Here is a 14,843-nt window from a genome sequence, read left to right as displayed (position 1 = left end):
GTCACCATGCGTATCGCTTACGTCAACGGTCAGTATGTCAGGCATTCCGAGGCTGCGGTTCATATCGAGGACCGCGGTTTCCAGTTCGCCGATGGTGTCTACGAAGTCTGCGAGGTCCGGGAGGGTCTGATCGTTGATCTGACGCGGCATCTGAACCGGCTCGACCGGTCGCTGAGCGAGCTGCGTATCACCCAGCCGATGAGCCGCGCGGCACTCACCCTCGTCATCCGGGAAGTGCTGCGCCGCAACCGGGTTCGCAACGGCATCTTCTACATGCAGGTGACACGCGGTGCGGCAAAGCGCGACCATTTCTTCCCGCCGGAAGGGACGGCTCCGACCATCACGATCACTGCCAAGAGCACCGATCCGTCGCTGCTTGCCAAGAAGTACGCGATCGGCATCAAGGTGATCACGCTCCTTGAAAACCGCTGGGATCGAGTCGACATCAAGACTGTCGGCCTCTTGCCCAACGTTCTTGCCAAGCAGCAGGCCCGTGATGCGGGTGCCCATGACGCGATCTTCGTGACGCGCGACGGCATGGTGCTGGAAGGTGCGTCGGCCAATGCCTGGATCGTCACGCCGGATGGCAAGCTCGTCACGCGGCCGGCGGAGCATGGGATCCTGAAGGGCATTACCCGCACCACGGCGATCGACGTTGCGGCGAAGCTCGGCCTGGTTTTTGTCGAGCGGGAGTTCTCCGTGGACGAAATGCATGGCGCCCGCGAGGCCTTCATGACATCCGCAACCGGCATTTGCGTTCCGGTCGTCGAGGTCGATGGTAAGCCCGTCGCGAACGGCCATCCAGGCACCGTCTCAAGCGATATAAGGGAAGCTTTTTTCGCGATTGCGGAGAAGACGGCGATTTGATAACCAGACTGTCAGGGGAAGGGAAACACGAGGGCGTTTCCCGCTCAACTCTAGAAATTTTGATCAGCTTCCGGCAATGACCGGCAAGAAAGAAAGAAGCGACGCTATGGCGGAACGTTCTCAGAACCTGCAGGATTTGTTTCTCAACACAGTCCGCAAACAGAAGATTTCCCTGACGATATTCCTGATCAACGGGGTGAAGCTCACGGGCGTCGTGACCTCGTTCGACAATTTCTGTGTGCTTCTACGCCGTGACGGACACTCGCAGCTCGTGTATAAGCACGCTATCTCCACCATCATGCCGGGCCAGCCGATGCAGATGTTCGAGACAGAAGAAAACGCTGCTTAAGGATCGATAGAATCTCCAATCGCGATACCTCGAACGAATCAATAGTCCCGGAAGCCGAAAAGCACCGGGACGACATGCGCGCTGTCGTCATCGTGCCTGTGCTGAAACAGAGCCGGGCACGCAGCGGGCAGGGTGAGGCGACAGCCACGCCTGCGCCCTCAAGACCTGCCGCGCCGCAGCGATCCAACGAAGCCCGTCTTGAAGAAGCGACCGGCCTTGCCCGTGCGATCGATCTCGAGATCGCCGAAGGCATGATCGTAACCGTCGGTCAGCCGCGGCCCGCCACGCTGATGGGCACCGGCAAGATCGAAGAGATCAAGGCACTTCTCGACGAGAAGGATGCCGGGCTCGTCATCGTCGATCATCCGCTGACACCTGTCCAGCAACGCAATCTCGAGAAGGAATGGGGCGCCAAGGTCATTGACCGCACCGGCCTCATTCTGGAAATCTTCGGCCGCCGTGCCTCCACCAAGGAAGGCACGCTGCAGGTCGATCTCGCTCACCTGAATTACCAGAAGGGCCGCCTCGTTCGGTCCTGGACCCACCTTGAACGCCAGCGCGGTGGTGCGGGCTTCATGGGCGGTCCCGGTGAAACCCAGATCGAAGCCGACAGACGGCAGTTGCAGGACAAGATCATCAAGCTCGAGAGGGAGCTTGAACAGGTCGTGCGGACCCGCCAGCTGCACCGCGCCAAACGCCGCAAGGTGCCGCATCCGATCGTGGCGCTGGTCGGCTATACCAATGCCGGCAAGTCGACGCTGTTCAACCGCATTACCGGCGCCGGTGTGCTGGCCGAGGACATGCTGTTTGCGACGCTCGATCCAACGCTGCGCCGGATGAAGCTGCCGCATGGCCGCACCGTCATCATGTCCGATACGGTCGGGTTCATCTCCGATCTTCCGACCCACCTTGTCGCCGCCTTCCGCGCGACGCTGGAAGAGGTGCTGGAAGCCGATCTCGTGCTGCATGTGCGCGACATGTCCGACCCTGACAATGCCGCCCAGTCGGCTGACGTGCTGCGCATCCTCGCCGATCTCGGGATCGACGAGAAGGAGAGCGAGAAGCGCATCATCGAGGTCTGGAACAAGATCGACCGGCTCGACCCGGAAAGCCACGACGCGCTGTTCGAGCGAGCCCAGGGGCGCGCCAACATCATGGCCGTCTCGGCGATCACAGGCGAAGGCGTCGAGGCACTGCTCGATGAAGTCTCGAACCGGCTTTCCGGCGTGCTGACCGAGGCCGAGATCGTGATCCCGGCCGATAAGCTGGCACTCGTCTCCTGGGTCTACGGCAATGCCGTGGTGAGCGAGCGTGAGGACAATGAGGACGGCTCGGTGACGCTGGTCGTCAAACTCACGGATCGGCAGGCTTCTGAACTGGAGCGCAGGCTCGGGAACGGCGCAAAGCCGGACAAGGAAGAGTGGGAGCGGTAAGACGCTCCTTCTTCATTCCCTGTAGCTGCTGCGAAGGTTCGCGGGAGCGTATTTCCCTCCATACGGATGGTAATTCGCTTTGTGAACCTATGTCGGAAAACGCCAGTCCAGTAACGCTCCATTGTGATACGTATTCATCTTCGTGGCGCGAAGCTAACACACTGACAATATTTGAGTATTAAATAGGGTTTACGCGTAATTCACGGGCGGCGGAAGCAACCAAAGCTTGGCGGATGCATTTAGGCTGCGCTCTCCAGCTAAGGTTCGCTCCTGATGACATCATCCGTTCTTCACAAATCTGCGGGTGGCAATCCACCGCGCATCTTCTCCGACCGATCTCTGGCGGCGCTCTGCCTCCTCAATTTCTTTCTAGCCGATGCGCGTGATGGGCTCGGGCCGTTTCTTGATGCTTTCCTTGCGACGCAAGGCTGGTCATCGATGTCACTCGGCCTGATCGCCACGGTCGGTGGCTTGATCGGACTGGCGGCCACGCCGCTTTGCGGGGCGCTGGTCGATGGAACGTCGTGGAAACGGGCGCTCGTCGCCATTCCGGTCGTGGTGGTCACCGCTGCAGCGCTGGTAACGCTTCTTTCCCCCAATCCGGCAATTGTCTGGATCGGTCAGATCGGGACCGCCGTCGTCGGCGCCGTGATCGGTCCGGCACTGGCCGGCCTGACGCTGGGTCTCGTCGGCGAGAAGCTGTTTTCGCAACAGATCGCTCGCAACGAGTTCTGGAACCACACAGGCAATTTCGCCTCGCTGTTTGCCGTCTACGTCATCATCTCGCTGTTCGGGCAGGGTGGCATGATCTGGCTGATGATCGCGACGGCGTTCGGTGCTCTTGCAGCAGTCGCAATGATCGATCCTGATCGCATCGATCACAAGGTCGCCCGCGGCCTTGCGGCGGACAACGGCAGCGGGGCAGACGCTAGCGCGGCGAAGGCGCCATCCGGTTTTAGTGTGCTTCTGAAAAGCCGGGGACTTATTCTGCTTGCACTGATCCTGATGATCTTCCATTTCGGCAACGCGCCGATGAGCCGGTTGATCGCCCAGCAGTTCGCCATCGAACTCGGAACGCCGTTCCGGACCACGGCGATCATCACAGGCATTGCCCAGCTCTCGATGGTGGCTGTCGCGGTCGTGACGCCGTTCCTGATCCGAAGGCTCGGCCTCGCCGCGACGCTTGCCATCGGGCTTGCTGCGCTACCGATCCGCGGTTTGATCGCCGGCAGCTTCGACGGTTTCTGGGTCGTGTGGCCGGTCCAGATCCTCGACGGCGTCGGTGCCGGGCTGCTTGGCATCGTCACACCGGTTGCAGTGGAACGCATCCTCAAGGGTACAGGCCGTTTCAATGTCGGCTTTGCGAGCTTGATGACGGTCCAGGGCCTCGGCGCATCGCTCAGCAACGTCGTTGCCGGCTATGTGGTCAGCCAAGGAGGCTATGCGGTCTCTCATCTCGTCGGGGGCGGCGTCGCGCTGATCGCCGTGGCCGTCTTTGCGATCTACCACAAGGAAATCGCGCCATCGCAAAAGTCGCTCGGCTGAAACAGAGATGCCGCGATCCCCGGATGTATTCGGGGATCGCGGCATATATAATCAGATCATTAGACCGGTCTTTTAAACCGATATCTCAGAAGCTCATCCAACGAAGGCACGTTCGATGACGAACTCGCTCGGCTTGTTGTTGGCACCTTCGGTCAGGCCGGCATTTTCCAGCCGTTCCTTGGTGTCTTTCAGCATCGCAGCCGAGCCGCAGATCATGCCGCGGTCGACAGCGGGGTCGAGCGGCGGCACCCCGAGATCGGTGAACAGCTTGCCGTTGTCGATCAGGTCCGTGATGCGGCCCTGATACGGGAACGCCGCGTCGCGGGTAACGGTCGGATAATGCTTCAGCTTGGTGCCGACGACTTCGGAGAGGAACTCGTGACTGCGGATCTCCTCCATCAGGTCGAACCCGTATTTCAGCTCCGCCACTTCGCGGCAGGTATGGGTCAGGATGACCTCATCGAACTTCTCGTAGGTTTCCGGATCGCGGATCAGACTTGCGAACGGAGCAATGCCCGTGCCGGTCGAGAACATGTAGAGACGCTTGCCCGGCGTCAGCGCGTCGAGCACAAGCGTTCCGGTCGGCTTCTTGCGCATCAGAACCGTATCGCCCGGCTTGATCGCCTGCAGATGCGAGGTCAGCGGGCCATCCGGAACCTTGATCGAGAAGATCTCGATCTCTTCGTCCCAGGAGGGGCTGGCAATCGAATAGGCGCGGTAGATCGGCTTGTCGCCGACCATCAGGCCGATCATGGCAAATTCGCCTGACCGGAAGCGGAAGCCTGCCGGACGTGTCATGCGGAAGCGGAACAGATGATCCGTGAAATGCTCCACCGAAAGCACGGTTTCGGCGTAGACTCCATCCGGGATCTTCACGGCAAACTCTTCGGTCTTGGCAGGTGCGTTCATAGTCTCGTCCGTTACTCGGTCAGATTGGTCTCGCAGCAGCGAAATACACTATCGAGCCGCGCTTATGAAGCAATCGGCCGCGCTTTCTGGCCGATCGCTGAGAAAATATGTCTTCTGATGTCAGCTTTTCAAGCCGGTACCGAGCGGCGGCGCCAGCTATAGCCTTGGCCTGGCTCCGCAGGACGGGCCGTTGGCTGGTAGTGGACGTCAATGCCGGGCAGGCGGCCTTCCTCCAGACGCTGCAGCGCAGTCGTGTTGGTGACCGCGAAACTGTCGATGCCACACCGCAGCATCAGGGGCACCTGGTCGATCAGGACATCGCCCACGGCGCGCAACTCGTTCTTGTAGGCTAGACGATCGCGCAGCAGCGAGGCGTGGCTGAAGGCGCGGCCATCGCTGAAGGCGGGGAACTCCACCGCCACAAGTTCGATGCGGTAGAGATAGGGCTCAAGCTTCCGGACGTCGTCTGCGGGCTTGATCAGCACTCCGAGACCGACATCGTTGCTGCCTTCCGCCTTCTCGATGAATTCGGCCAGCGGAAGCAGAGGCTTTTGCTCGCCCTCGGCCTTTACCTCTTCCGTCTCGATGACCCAGGGGTCGTTGGCGACGAAGCCGGTTTCTCTCCAGATCTTCGCCATCACGCAGCCTTCGCCTTCGCATCACCGTAGAGCGCATCCTTGAAGGGCTGCGGCCCAACCCGGCGATAGGCAGCGAGGAAGGTTTCCTCCTGGCCCTGGCGGAGACCGAGATAGGTGTTGACGATGGTTTCGATCGCGTCCGTCACCTTCGACGGCTCGAAGCCGCGACCGATGATTTCGCCGATCGAGGTGTTCTCGTCGGCCGAACCGCCAAGCGTGATCTGGTAGAGCTCGGTGCCCTTCTTCTCGACGCCCAGAAGGCCGATATGGCCGACATGGTGGTGGCCGCAGGCGTTGATGCAGCCGGAGATCTTGATCTTCAGCTCACCGATTTCTGCCTGCCGCTCCGGGGAGCCGAAACGCGTGGAGATTTCCTGCGCGACCGGGATCGAACGGGCGTTCGCCAAAGCACAGTAATCCAAGCCGGGACAGACGATCATGTCCGTGATCAGGTTGGAGTTTGCCGTTGCCAGATTGTGTGCGGCGAGGGCGCGATAAAGCGGCTCGAGATCGGCCAGCGCCACATGCGGCAGGATGACGTTCTGCTCGTGGCTGATGCGGATTTCGTCATGGCCGAATTCTTCGGCCAGATCGGCCATCACATCCATCTGCACATCGGACGCATCGCCCGGAATGCCGCCGATGGGCTTCAGGGAGATGGTGACCATGCCGTAGTCCGGATGCTTGTGGGGCTGGACGTTCTGATCCACCCAGCGGGCAAAGTTCTCGTCCTGACGCTTCCAACTGGCAAGTTCCGTCCAGCCCTCGTCGCGGTTCGGCAGGGCGGGCGGTGCGAAATAGGCGGTGATCGCCTCGATATCCTGTTCCGGCAGTTTCAGCTCGGTGCCCTGCAGGTGCTGGAATTCTTCTTCCACCTGACGGGTCAGTTCCTCGACGCCGGTTTCGTGCACGAGGATCTTGATGCGGGCCTTGTACTTGTTGTCGCGGCGACCGTTTAGATTGTACACGCGCATGATCGCGGTCGTGTAGGAGAGGAGATCCTCTTCCGGCAGGAAGTCGCGGATCTTCTTGGCGATCAGCGGCGTGCGGCCCTGTCCGCCGCCGACATAGACGGCAAAGCCGATCTCGCCCTTGTCGTTCTTCTTCAGGTGCAGGCCGATATCATGCACCTGGATCGCGGCACGGTCGCGCTCAGCGCCGGTCACGGCGATCTTGAACTTGCGGGGCAGGAACGAGAATTCGGGATGGACCGACGACCACTGGCGCAGGATTTCCGCGTAAGGTCGCGGATCGGCGACTTCGTCGGCTGCAGCGCCTGCGAAATGATCCGCGGTGACGTTGCGGATACAGTTGCCCGATGTCTGTAGCGCGTGCATTTCGACGGTTGCGAGTTCGGCCAGGATATCCGGCGTATCCGACAGTTTCGGCCAGTTGTACTGGATGTTCTGCCTGGTGGTGAAATGGCCGTAACCGCGATCATACTTGCGGGCGATATGGGCAAGCATCCGCATCTGCTTTGCATTCAGCGTGCCATAGGGGATGGCGACGCGCAGCATGTAGGCATGCAGCTGGAGATAGACGCCGTTCATCAGGCGCAGCGGCTTGAACGCATCCTCGGCAAGCGCGCCGGACAGGCGACGCTCCACCTGATCGCGGAACTGCTCCACGCGGCCTGATACAAATGCGTGGTCGAATTCGTCGTAACGATACATGATGTTCCTGAACTCTCGGTATCAGACTGCGATAAATGCCGGGTCGGCGTGGCTGTAGCCGGCAGCATAATCCATTGTCGGGCCCTGTGCACGAATGCGTTCCCGAAGACGTGTGGGCCACAACTTGCCTTCGGTTTCTTCGACATCGATGACATTGACGTCGACAACCTTGTTTTCGGCGAAGTCGCGCTTGCCGATCGCTTCCAGAGAGGAAACGGCTTCCGCATGGCGCGCCACGAGCGCTTCCTGCAGGTTTTCCGTCCAGCGGCCGGCGGCATCGAGCCATACGGCGATGCCATCAGACAGGCGGTTGGCAGTCAGAACCTTGTCGGCCATTATTCCACTCCAATGCTTGCCCGCTCAACCGTCCTTGCAAAGGCGGAAAGCGGTTCGGACTTCTCAAAATTCGCACCAGCGACGGCTTCGCCGATGATCACCATGACCGGGCCATCGAGATCGGCGCGGGCCTCGAGCGCCGGCAGTTCCTGGAGGACGCCATGGAACAGCTTGCGGTCCGTGCGGCTGGCATTCTCGATCACGGCGACGGTGGTGAGCGGCGAGACGCCGGCCCGCATCAGCCGTTCGGCGACCGATGCTGCGACCGTGCGGCCCATATAGACGGCGATGGTAGCACCGGAGATCGCAAGGCTTGCCCAATCCGGCAGGGCTTTGCCGGAAAGGTCATGGCCGGTGGTGAAGATCAGCGACGAGGCGACACCGCGAAGGGTCAGCGGCAGCTCGAAATCGGCAGCAGCGGCAAAGGCCGAGGTGATGCCGGGCACGATCTCATAAGCGATGCCCGCTTCGCGCAAGGCAGCCATCTCTTCGCCGGCGCGGCCATAGACCAGCGGATCGCCGCTTTTCAGCCGCACGACGCGCTTGCCCTGACGACCGAGGTCGACCAGCAGGCGGTTGATTTCGGCCTGGCTCTTTGAATGGCAGTTCTTGCGCTTGCCGACCGAAAGGCGTTCCGCATCGCGGCGGCCCATATCGACGATCGCCTGCGGAACCAGCGCATCGAAGACGATCGCGTCCGCTTCCATGAGCACGCGCTGGGCCCGCAAGGTCAGCAGATCCTCGGCGCCTGGACCGGCGCCGACCAGCCAGATCTTGCCTTCGGCCTTGCCGGTGACCGAGAGAAGAGCGTCTGCGGCACGGCGGGCGGCGGTATGATCGTTGGCGTCGACGGCATCGGCAACATCACCGGAGAAGAACCGGCGCCAGAAAATGCGGCGCGAGACGCCGCGCGGGACGGCGCGTTCGACGGCGTCGCGGTAATCGGTCGCAAGCGAGGCAAGTTTTCCGAGCGATGGCGACAGCATCTGATCGATGCGGGCGCGGATCATCTGGGCAAGAACAGGACCAGCACCCTCGGTGCCGATGGCGATGGCGAGCGGGGCGCGGTTGACCAGTGCCGGCGTGAAGAAATCGCAGTGATCGGGCTGGTCAACGGCGTTGGACGGAATGCCTTGCGCGCGGGCAGCAATGACGATGGTCTGGTCGAGCGCCTGATCGCCGGTTGCGGCAAACACGAGCGTGGCGCCGGCGACCTGATCGGCGGCAAAAGTCTCGCGGATCGGCTCGATCTTGTGCTCGGCGAGCCATGCGGCATAATCGGCCTGCGGATCATCCGCATAGGCGATGATCTGCGCGTCCGTATTGGCAATCAGCCGCGCCTTGGCATAGGCCTCGTCGCCGTTGCCGAACACGGCAATGTTTTTTCCGCGCACGCGAAAAAACGCCGGGAAGACCGACAGGCGTTGAAGGCTCTGAGACATGCGATTATCCTGCATCATATGAACCCGAATATCCACAATACGGTGGCATAATTGAAGAAATGGATGTGCAAAAGGCCGGGGCCACCGGTATTTCTGTTTCCCGTTCGCTCGCTTCTTGAGCAAAAGCCACCGCCAACCTTCCGTTTATTGTGTGCAGCCCTGCACGGCCATCACCCTACACCCGTTCAATTTCGCTCAGCGGCAGACCTGGAGATGAGTGCCCCATGACCATTGCTTCCCGCCTTCTCGATGTCATCGAGCACGATATTCTGCCGCTGACCCAAACGGGCGTTGCCGCCGGCAACAAGGTGTTCGGGGCGGCGATCCTGCGCAAGTCCGATCTGTCGCTGGTGATTGCCGAGACCAATAACGAGCTGGAAAATCCGCTCTGGCATGGCGAGGTGCACACGCTGAAGCGCTTCTACGAGATTGATTCCGGACTTTCCGCCAAGGACCTGATTTTCCTCTCGACTCATGAACCGTGCACGATGTGCATGTCGGCGATTACCTGGGCGGGGTTCGACAATTTCTACTCGTTTTTTAGCCACGAGGACAGCCGCGACGCGTTTGCCATTCCGCATGACCTGAAGATTCTGAAGGAGGTGTTCGGGCTGGAGCCGGGCGGCTACCGCCGCGCCAACGCGTTCTGGAATTCCTACTTCATCAGCGACCTCATCGAGGCCGAAGAGGACGACGCCATCCGGCAGGACCTGAAGGCCCGGGCGGAGCGGATCAGGCAGCGCTACCAGCTGCTGTCGCAGAGCTATCAGGCCGGCAAGGCTGACAACACGATACCGCTGAATTGAACGGCAAGGATTTCGGCATGCATGCTTCGAAGGATATTTCCCGCCTGATCGAGATCATGGCGGCGCTGCGCACGCCGGTGACCGGTTGCCCGTGGGATCTCGAACAGAGTTTCGAGACGATCATTCCCTATACGATCGAGGAGGCCTACGAGGTGGCCGATGCGGTCGAGCGGCATGACATGGACGATCTGCGCGAGGAGCTGGGCGACCTGCTGCTGCAAGTCGTGTTCCATGCGCGGATGGCGGAGGAAGCCGGTGCGTTTGCATTCGGCGACGTGGTCGAGGCCGTCACCACCAAAATGATCCGCCGGCATCCGCATGTGTTTGCGCGCTCCGATGCGGATACGCCGGGTGCCGTGAAGCTTCAGTGGGATGCGATCAAGGCCGAGGAGAAGCGCGAGCGGGCAGAGCGGCGGGCGCTGCGCGGCACGACCGACACAGCCAAATCCGGCTTTCTCGGCGGCGTGCACCGGGCCCAGCCGGCGCTGAGCGAGGCCGTGAAGCTGCAGCAGCAGGCCGCCCGTGTGGGGTTCGACTGGTCGGAACCGGGCCCGATCCTCGACAAGATCGAGGAGGAAGTGGCCGAGCTGCGCGAGGCCCTGGCCGCCGGACAGCCCGAAAAAGTGTCCGACGAGCTCGGCGACCTTATCTTTGCCCTCGTCAATATCGGCCGCCATGTGGACGCCGATCCGGAGACGGCGTTGCGCGGGACGAATGCCAAATTCCGGAGACGTTTCAGCCATATCGAGACGGAACTTCAGAAATCAGGCGAGACGCTGGAGGCCGCGACCCTGGAGCGGATGGAGGGGCTTTGGCAGGCGGCGAAGGCGATTGAGCGGGCGCTGTAAGCCCGCTGGCTTCGTGCCGCCTATCTCGGCCCGGCGGGGCTGTTTCTCTCCGCAGTCCGCGTTATGGCAGGGATGGCGGGGGCAGTTTTTCACGGGCCCGGTAGGCCGCCATCCATCGCTTGGCATCTTCGTCCGGTAGCGCGTTTCGGGCGACCTCGACACAGGCATCCTGCAATTCACGCTCGATGGCGGAGGGCGATGCGAACATCATGCCCTGCCGGCCGAGATCGGCGCGGGCGGCAAGCGCGATGAGGTAGATCAGGGTAAAGCTTTCGGGGTAGTCGGGGCCGAAATTGATCAGACAGGCAGGGGCGCCGGTGTCTACATCGACATGCAAGCATCGGTTGGCGCGACGGCATTCGCGCCGGAGGCAGGCCTGCGGAAAGGCCAGGATCTCGGCCGTGCAGCATGCCAGATGGGTCTCGATTTCCGTGATTTCGAGAGACATGGTGCTTCTCCTTTCCGGTTTCGGATGATCCGCCTGCGCAGGGCAGACGTGTACCTTGGCGATCGAGGGATGGAAAATTCGGACGGGGCGCCGGAAGCTGCCTCGATATAGAAAGTAGTGGGTGACACCTTTCGGCACCCCGTTCAGCGGTTTTTGCCCGCGACTCCGGTCTCTCTGCAATGACCCGGCCGGGCGGTTGTTCGCCGCCAGCTTCCCGGTGCTTCCGACGGATCAGGAATCCGGCGAAACCACCCGGCGGGCCACCTTGTGTGCCGCACAGGCACATCCGGCGCGCTCTTTCGGGCATCGGAAACCGGCGGTCGGTCCGTGACCCGCCTGTTTCCCCCGTGTCGCCGGAGGGAGACCATTTTCCGCGGACCCGGAGCATGGGGTTTTGCGTCCTTTCCCCATGACCCGCGCCGGTTCAGCCTCGCCGGGACGCCTCCCGGTGTATCCGCGACGGAACGCAGCATTATAGGCACGGAAAAAATCCGCGAGGATGTAACATGCGTTAAGTCTTTGAAATTTAATGGGTCGCTGCGCCAGAATCTGCCGATGCGCTCAGGAAAGCTCAAATTTCGAGGCGCGTTCGCGGAACGGAAATGCGGGCGTTGCGCCCTTGCCGCGAAAAGCTGCCGCTCAGCGCGGCGCGGTGCCGGCCAGTTTTGACTGCACGAGATCGACGCTGCCGCGAACATGGATTGTCACCGGTTTGCCACCGGCACCCGTGACCGCCAGCGCAATCACCGACACGTCTTCCTCATAGGTGGTGACGTAAAGGACCTGAGCCTGATTGACGTAAACGGGCTGATTGTGGGTGTTCTTGAAGCCAATCATCGTGGCTGTGCTCCATCTTCGTTGTGAAGAAGGTATCGCATGGAAGGGGTTGATGGAGGGTGAATGCGGGTGGTGATGGTGTATGGGGATGTGCGGGCGCTTTGGCAGGCGGCCAAGGCTGGCGCCGCGATCCCGGACGGATCTAGTGGCCGCCGAGCAGATCGCGCAGGCCCCATTTGGCCTCACCCTTGCGGTTTTCGATGTCATCCACCTTCCAGCCGCCGTTTTCGCGCACCAGCGTGTAATGCAACGTGACCGGCCCAAAATTGCGGAAGAACACATCGAGTTCGACGCGGTCGCCGCTTCCCTTGAGCGGCCCGAGCCGCACATTCGTCGCCTCGCCATCCTGCCCTGAAATCACCGGATCGAAATCGATCGTGCCGATCTCGTCATCGGACGTCCGGGCGCGATCGGCGACAAACAGCTTGGCCAGCCCGCGCGAGAAGAACGGCTGGTAAGGCGAGGGCGCATCCGCCGGCGTCTTGTCGAGATCATAGGCATAGAGCGCCTTGATCAGCGCTTCCGGGGTTTTGTAGGTCTCGGCCGCGAGCGTGGGGAGGGCGGAGAGGACGAGGAGGGTGAGGGTGATGAGGGTGATGAGGGTGCGCATGGGGAAGGTCGAGTTGTAAGATGGAGGGAAGAGGTAACAAGCAGCACTTGAATATACTTTAGCCTAGTTTTGTGATTCCAAGGGATTTTTCAATTTGCTTCCTAGCGTTTTCTAAACCTCGATGGTCACTTGGCGTCTTTGAGAGTGTAATACTCTCTAGGCCAGCTAGTTTTGGTTCTAGTCGAATGTGTTTGTTATCAGATTTCTCCGAGTATCCATGACGGCTCAAAAGGTCTGTCATTTCCGTAGTAATTCTCTTAGGGTCTCGCGACGCCCGCTTCAGATCCCTTCGAAGCTCTTTGAGATCTTCTGAAAATTTTGTCGCTTGAATATAGTTGTTTAAAAAAGCCTTGCTTCGTGCGTCCAATCCATCAATGTCGGCATGTTTAACGCACGACATCGCGGCTAGCCGAAGCCGATCTGCAAATTCGTTGGGATAAGTCTCTTCTCCAACTTTTCGAAAGAATTCGGCGTTAAGAACGCTATGAATACGATTTTCGCTTTCGGATACCGATGTAATTGGACGGTTAGATAGCTGTGTCTCTAAATCACGGATTTTCTCGTTTTTGGTACTTATTTCGTCTTGATATATACTCTCAATTTCGTGGACGCTGAGGCGGTTTCTCTCACTAATCCTAAAGTCTTGAAGGCTAGCCTCTTGCAGGTTTAGCCAATCCCAGCCTGCAGATGGCATTCGCGACCGAATCGTTATGGCTCCATTTTTTAGGCTTTGCTGGAGGTCATTTTCAGAGTTCATGCCTTCGATTGGACGAATCCGTTGCATGATTCCATATTTTGGAACGACGACAGCCAGCGCTCCTCCGTAGGAATTTAAGCCTTTGGTCGCATCTCTAAGTTGAAAAGAAAAACCTCGAGATGGTTCGACTACTACATGGGCTACGCCACCCAGATCATACGCCAGTTTTTCTAAGCCATTCTTGTCCAAAAACCATCTACTGGCCGATGTAGCAGAGACATATATGACAGGCAGACTGATGGTTGCGTTGCATTCGAATACCGAGCTTGCTATCGCCAAACTATCCGCGTCTCTGCCAAGCCAGATCGGCTGATCATTGGGAACCAATCGTCCGTCGGCTGCGGGCCATTGGTCCCTAATTATTGACTTGATAAGGTATGGCTTTCTCGGAGTATCGGTACGCGCCGCCGGGCCCACTGCGATGCATTGGGTCTTAAAGCTGATGAAATTTGTTTCATCAGTAGAGTTTGCATATTTGAGTACAGTTTCTGTACGCCATAAGCGGCCGTTTGCATCAGGAAGATCATGGCGGAAACCGATTGCGGCAGGTGAGCCGTTACGGATCAATTCACGAAATATTAGTTCCTCGCCGTTTTCCGCTTTGATGTGTGCGAAGCTTTTGTCAAAGTCATGCAAAGCATTGCCATCTAAAACTCGGCTGGATTCGTTACCGCGCAGCCAAGCAATCACCTGAGAGAGAAAGTTCGCCCTATCTGCTTTTGATGAAACTTGGAATTCTGTTGCAAAGACTGACATCGGTGGTTGCCCCTATCCTTCCAGGCATTTTAGCTACCCTGATTACATATGCAATCCTTGGTTAGACATGGAAAAATTGATTATGATGCAGTGTGGTCGTCGACAGTCTTATGCAGTTGCCGCATTGCATTGCAACCTATCCAGGTTTCCTACTTGCGATCACGGGCTCGTCGAAAGCGTCCGTGACGCCAAGTAACGACCGGCGGCGACCTTCCTTACCCGCCCGTTGAGGGGAATGGTCGGACCGGAGCTCCGGGTTGGGGTTATGGTTTGAGGGTTTGGCGGGTCACCCCCACCCGCCGCGTTGCGGCGACCTCCCCCCTCAAGGGGGAGGTGTTTTCCGGGTTTCCCGAGGGCGAGTGACCGCTGCCTCTTCGGAGCCGTCATGTCGGTGCCTACCGGCCAGGCCATCCCGTCCTCCCTACGTACGCCGCTTTTGCTGCTTGGCGTCGCCGGCAACCTCGTAACTCCCGGCGCCGACTTTCCTTACCCGCCCCTTGAGGGGGAGGGTCGGGCCGGAGGTCCGGGGTGGGGTGATGGTTTGAGGTTTTGGCGGGCCCCGCCGCGTTGCGGCGACCTCCCACCTCAA

Annotated in this window: 15 protein-coding genes; 6 read left to right on the top strand and 9 right to left on the bottom strand. The window is 59.9% G+C overall.

Annotated features, from left to right (window positions below; translation table 11 throughout):
- Positions 1-6 precede the first annotated feature (6 nt).
- The 4 genes from ACQY1P_RS14675 (at position 7) to ACQY1P_RS14660 (ending at position 4,194) form a co-directional block, all read left to right on the top strand.
- A complete protein-coding gene (locus ACQY1P_RS14675) occupies positions 7-867 on the top strand; it encodes a D-amino-acid transaminase (RefSeq protein WP_430254062.1) in 861 nt (286 codons plus the stop codon).
- Positions 868-973: 106 nt separating this feature from the next.
- Entirely contained in the window at positions 974-1,216 is a 243-nt protein-coding gene (gene hfq, locus ACQY1P_RS14670; RefSeq protein ID WP_007757453.1) for an RNA chaperone Hfq, read from the top strand.
- Between the two features lie 2 nt (positions 1,217-1,218).
- Positions 1,219-2,649: a GTPase HflX gene (gene hflX / locus ACQY1P_RS14665; protein WP_209903444.1), complete on the top strand. Its 1,431-nt coding sequence runs from the start codon at positions 1,219-1,221 to the stop codon at positions 2,647-2,649.
- Between the two features lie 273 nt (positions 2,650-2,922).
- A complete protein-coding gene (locus tag ACQY1P_RS14660) occupies positions 2,923-4,194 on the top strand; it encodes an MFS transporter (protein ID WP_430254060.1) in 1,272 nt (423 codons plus the stop codon).
- A gap of 93 nt (positions 4,195-4,287) precedes the next feature.
- Here ACQY1P_RS14660 and ACQY1P_RS14655 read toward each other — a convergent pair whose 3' ends face one another.
- From ACQY1P_RS14655 to cysG, 5 genes are all read right to left on the bottom strand, one after another.
- Positions 4,288-5,103, bottom strand: coding sequence for a ferredoxin--NADP reductase (locus tag ACQY1P_RS14655; RefSeq protein ID WP_430254058.1), 816 nt, complete (start codon positions 5,101-5,103; stop codon positions 4,288-4,290).
- Between the two features lie 128 nt (positions 5,104-5,231).
- Positions 5,232-5,741 (bottom strand): DUF934 domain-containing protein, encoded by a 510-nt coding sequence (locus ACQY1P_RS14650; protein ID WP_430254056.1) that lies wholly within the window; start codon positions 5,739-5,741, stop codon positions 5,232-5,234.
- Positions 5,741-7,414 (bottom strand): nitrite/sulfite reductase, encoded by a 1,674-nt coding sequence (locus ACQY1P_RS14645; protein WP_430254054.1) that lies wholly within the window; start codon positions 7,412-7,414, stop codon positions 5,741-5,743. The genes ACQY1P_RS14650 and ACQY1P_RS14645 overlap by 1 nt, the downstream gene beginning before the upstream one ends.
- Before the next feature lie 21 nt (positions 7,415-7,435).
- The gene (locus ACQY1P_RS14640) at positions 7,436-7,750 is read right to left on the bottom strand and encodes a DUF2849 domain-containing protein (protein ID WP_209901054.1); all 315 of its coding nucleotides are present in this window, start codon (positions 7,748-7,750) and stop codon (positions 7,436-7,438) included.
- On the bottom strand, positions 7,750-9,192 hold the full coding sequence (gene cysG / locus ACQY1P_RS14635) for a siroheme synthase CysG (RefSeq protein ID WP_430254052.1): 1,443 nt from the start codon (positions 9,190-9,192) through the stop codon (positions 7,750-7,752). The genes ACQY1P_RS14640 and cysG overlap by 1 nt, the downstream gene beginning before the upstream one ends.
- Before the next feature lie 224 nt (positions 9,193-9,416).
- Between cysG and ACQY1P_RS14630 the strand changes: the two genes are divergently transcribed.
- Entirely contained in the window at positions 9,417-9,998 is a 582-nt protein-coding gene (locus ACQY1P_RS14630; protein ID WP_430254050.1) for a nucleoside deaminase, read from the top strand.
- 17 nt (positions 9,999-10,015) lie between these two features.
- Complete coding sequence (mazG, locus tag ACQY1P_RS14625) at positions 10,016-10,846, top strand: nucleoside triphosphate pyrophosphohydrolase (RefSeq protein WP_430254049.1); 831 nt, start codon at positions 10,016-10,018, stop codon at positions 10,844-10,846.
- 61 nt (positions 10,847-10,907) lie between these two features.
- Here mazG and ACQY1P_RS14620 read toward each other — a convergent pair whose 3' ends face one another.
- From ACQY1P_RS14620 to ACQY1P_RS14605, 4 genes are all read right to left on the bottom strand, one after another.
- Positions 10,908-11,294: a hypothetical protein gene (locus tag ACQY1P_RS14620; RefSeq protein WP_430254047.1), complete on the bottom strand. Its 387-nt coding sequence runs from the start codon at positions 11,292-11,294 to the stop codon at positions 10,908-10,910.
- Between the two features lie 639 nt (positions 11,295-11,933).
- Positions 11,934-12,131, bottom strand: a complete 198-nt coding sequence (locus ACQY1P_RS14615) for a hypothetical protein (protein ID WP_062456430.1) — start codon at positions 12,129-12,131, stop codon at positions 11,934-11,936.
- Positions 12,132-12,273: 142 nt separating this feature from the next.
- The gene (locus ACQY1P_RS14610; protein ID WP_430254045.1) at positions 12,274-12,741 is read right to left on the bottom strand and encodes a DUF3828 domain-containing protein; all 468 of its coding nucleotides are present in this window, start codon (positions 12,739-12,741) and stop codon (positions 12,274-12,276) included.
- A 58-nt stretch (positions 12,742-12,799) separates the two neighbouring features.
- Entirely contained in the window at positions 12,800-14,254 is a 1,455-nt protein-coding gene (locus ACQY1P_RS14605; protein WP_430254043.1) for a hypothetical protein, read from the bottom strand.
- Positions 14,255-14,843 lie beyond the last annotated feature (589 nt).

The organism is Neorhizobium sp. DAR64872/K0K18 (genome assembly GCF_050500175.1).
GTDB lineage: Bacteria > Pseudomonadota > Alphaproteobacteria > Rhizobiales > Rhizobiaceae > Neorhizobium > Neorhizobium soli.
The sequence above is the reverse complement of the archived record's forward strand: the minus strand, read 5'-3'. Positions and strand labels throughout refer to the sequence as shown.

Excerpts from the sequence above, each read along its gene's own strand:
- ACQY1P_RS14630 (WP_430254050.1), top strand. The coding sequence starts at position 9,417 with ATGACCATTGCTTCCCGCCTTCTCGATGTCATCGAGCACGATATTCTG.
- mazG (WP_430254049.1), top strand. The coding sequence starts at position 10,016 with ATGCATGCTTCGAAGGATATTTCCCGCCTGATCGAGATCATGGCGGCG.
- ACQY1P_RS14615 (WP_062456430.1), bottom strand. The coding sequence starts at position 12,131 with ATGATTGGCTTCAAGAACACCCACAATCAGCCCGTTTACGTCAATCAG.
- hfq (WP_007757453.1), top strand. The coding sequence starts at position 974 with ATGGCGGAACGTTCTCAGAACCTGCAGGATTTGTTTCTCAACACAGTC.
- ACQY1P_RS14620 (WP_430254047.1), bottom strand. The coding sequence starts at position 11,294 with ATGTCTCTCGAAATCACGGAAATCGAGACCCATCTGGCATGCTGCACG.
- ACQY1P_RS14610 (WP_430254045.1), bottom strand. The coding sequence starts at position 12,741 with ATGCGCACCCTCATCACCCTCATCACCCTCACCCTCCTCGTCCTCTCC.
- ACQY1P_RS14645 (WP_430254054.1), bottom strand. The coding sequence starts at position 7,414 with ATGTATCGTTACGACGAATTCGACCACGCATTTGTATCAGGCCGCGTG.
- ACQY1P_RS14675 (WP_430254062.1), top strand. The coding sequence starts at position 7 with ATGCGTATCGCTTACGTCAACGGTCAGTATGTCAGGCATTCCGAGGCT.
- ACQY1P_RS14650 (WP_430254056.1), bottom strand. The coding sequence starts at position 5,741 with ATGGCGAAGATCTGGAGAGAAACCGGCTTCGTCGCCAACGACCCCTGG.
- ACQY1P_RS14660 (WP_430254060.1), top strand. The coding sequence starts at position 2,923 with ATGACATCATCCGTTCTTCACAAATCTGCGGGTGGCAATCCACCGCGC.
- ACQY1P_RS14640 (WP_209901054.1), bottom strand. The coding sequence starts at position 7,750 with ATGGCCGACAAGGTTCTGACTGCCAACCGCCTGTCTGATGGCATCGCC.
- ACQY1P_RS14605 (WP_430254043.1), bottom strand. The coding sequence starts at position 14,254 with ATGTCAGTCTTTGCAACAGAATTCCAAGTTTCATCAAAAGCAGATAGG.
- cysG (WP_430254052.1), bottom strand. The coding sequence starts at position 9,192 with ATGTCTCAGAGCCTTCAACGCCTGTCGGTCTTCCCGGCGTTTTTTCGC.
- ACQY1P_RS14655 (WP_430254058.1), bottom strand. The coding sequence starts at position 5,103 with ATGAACGCACCTGCCAAGACCGAAGAGTTTGCCGTGAAGATCCCGGAT.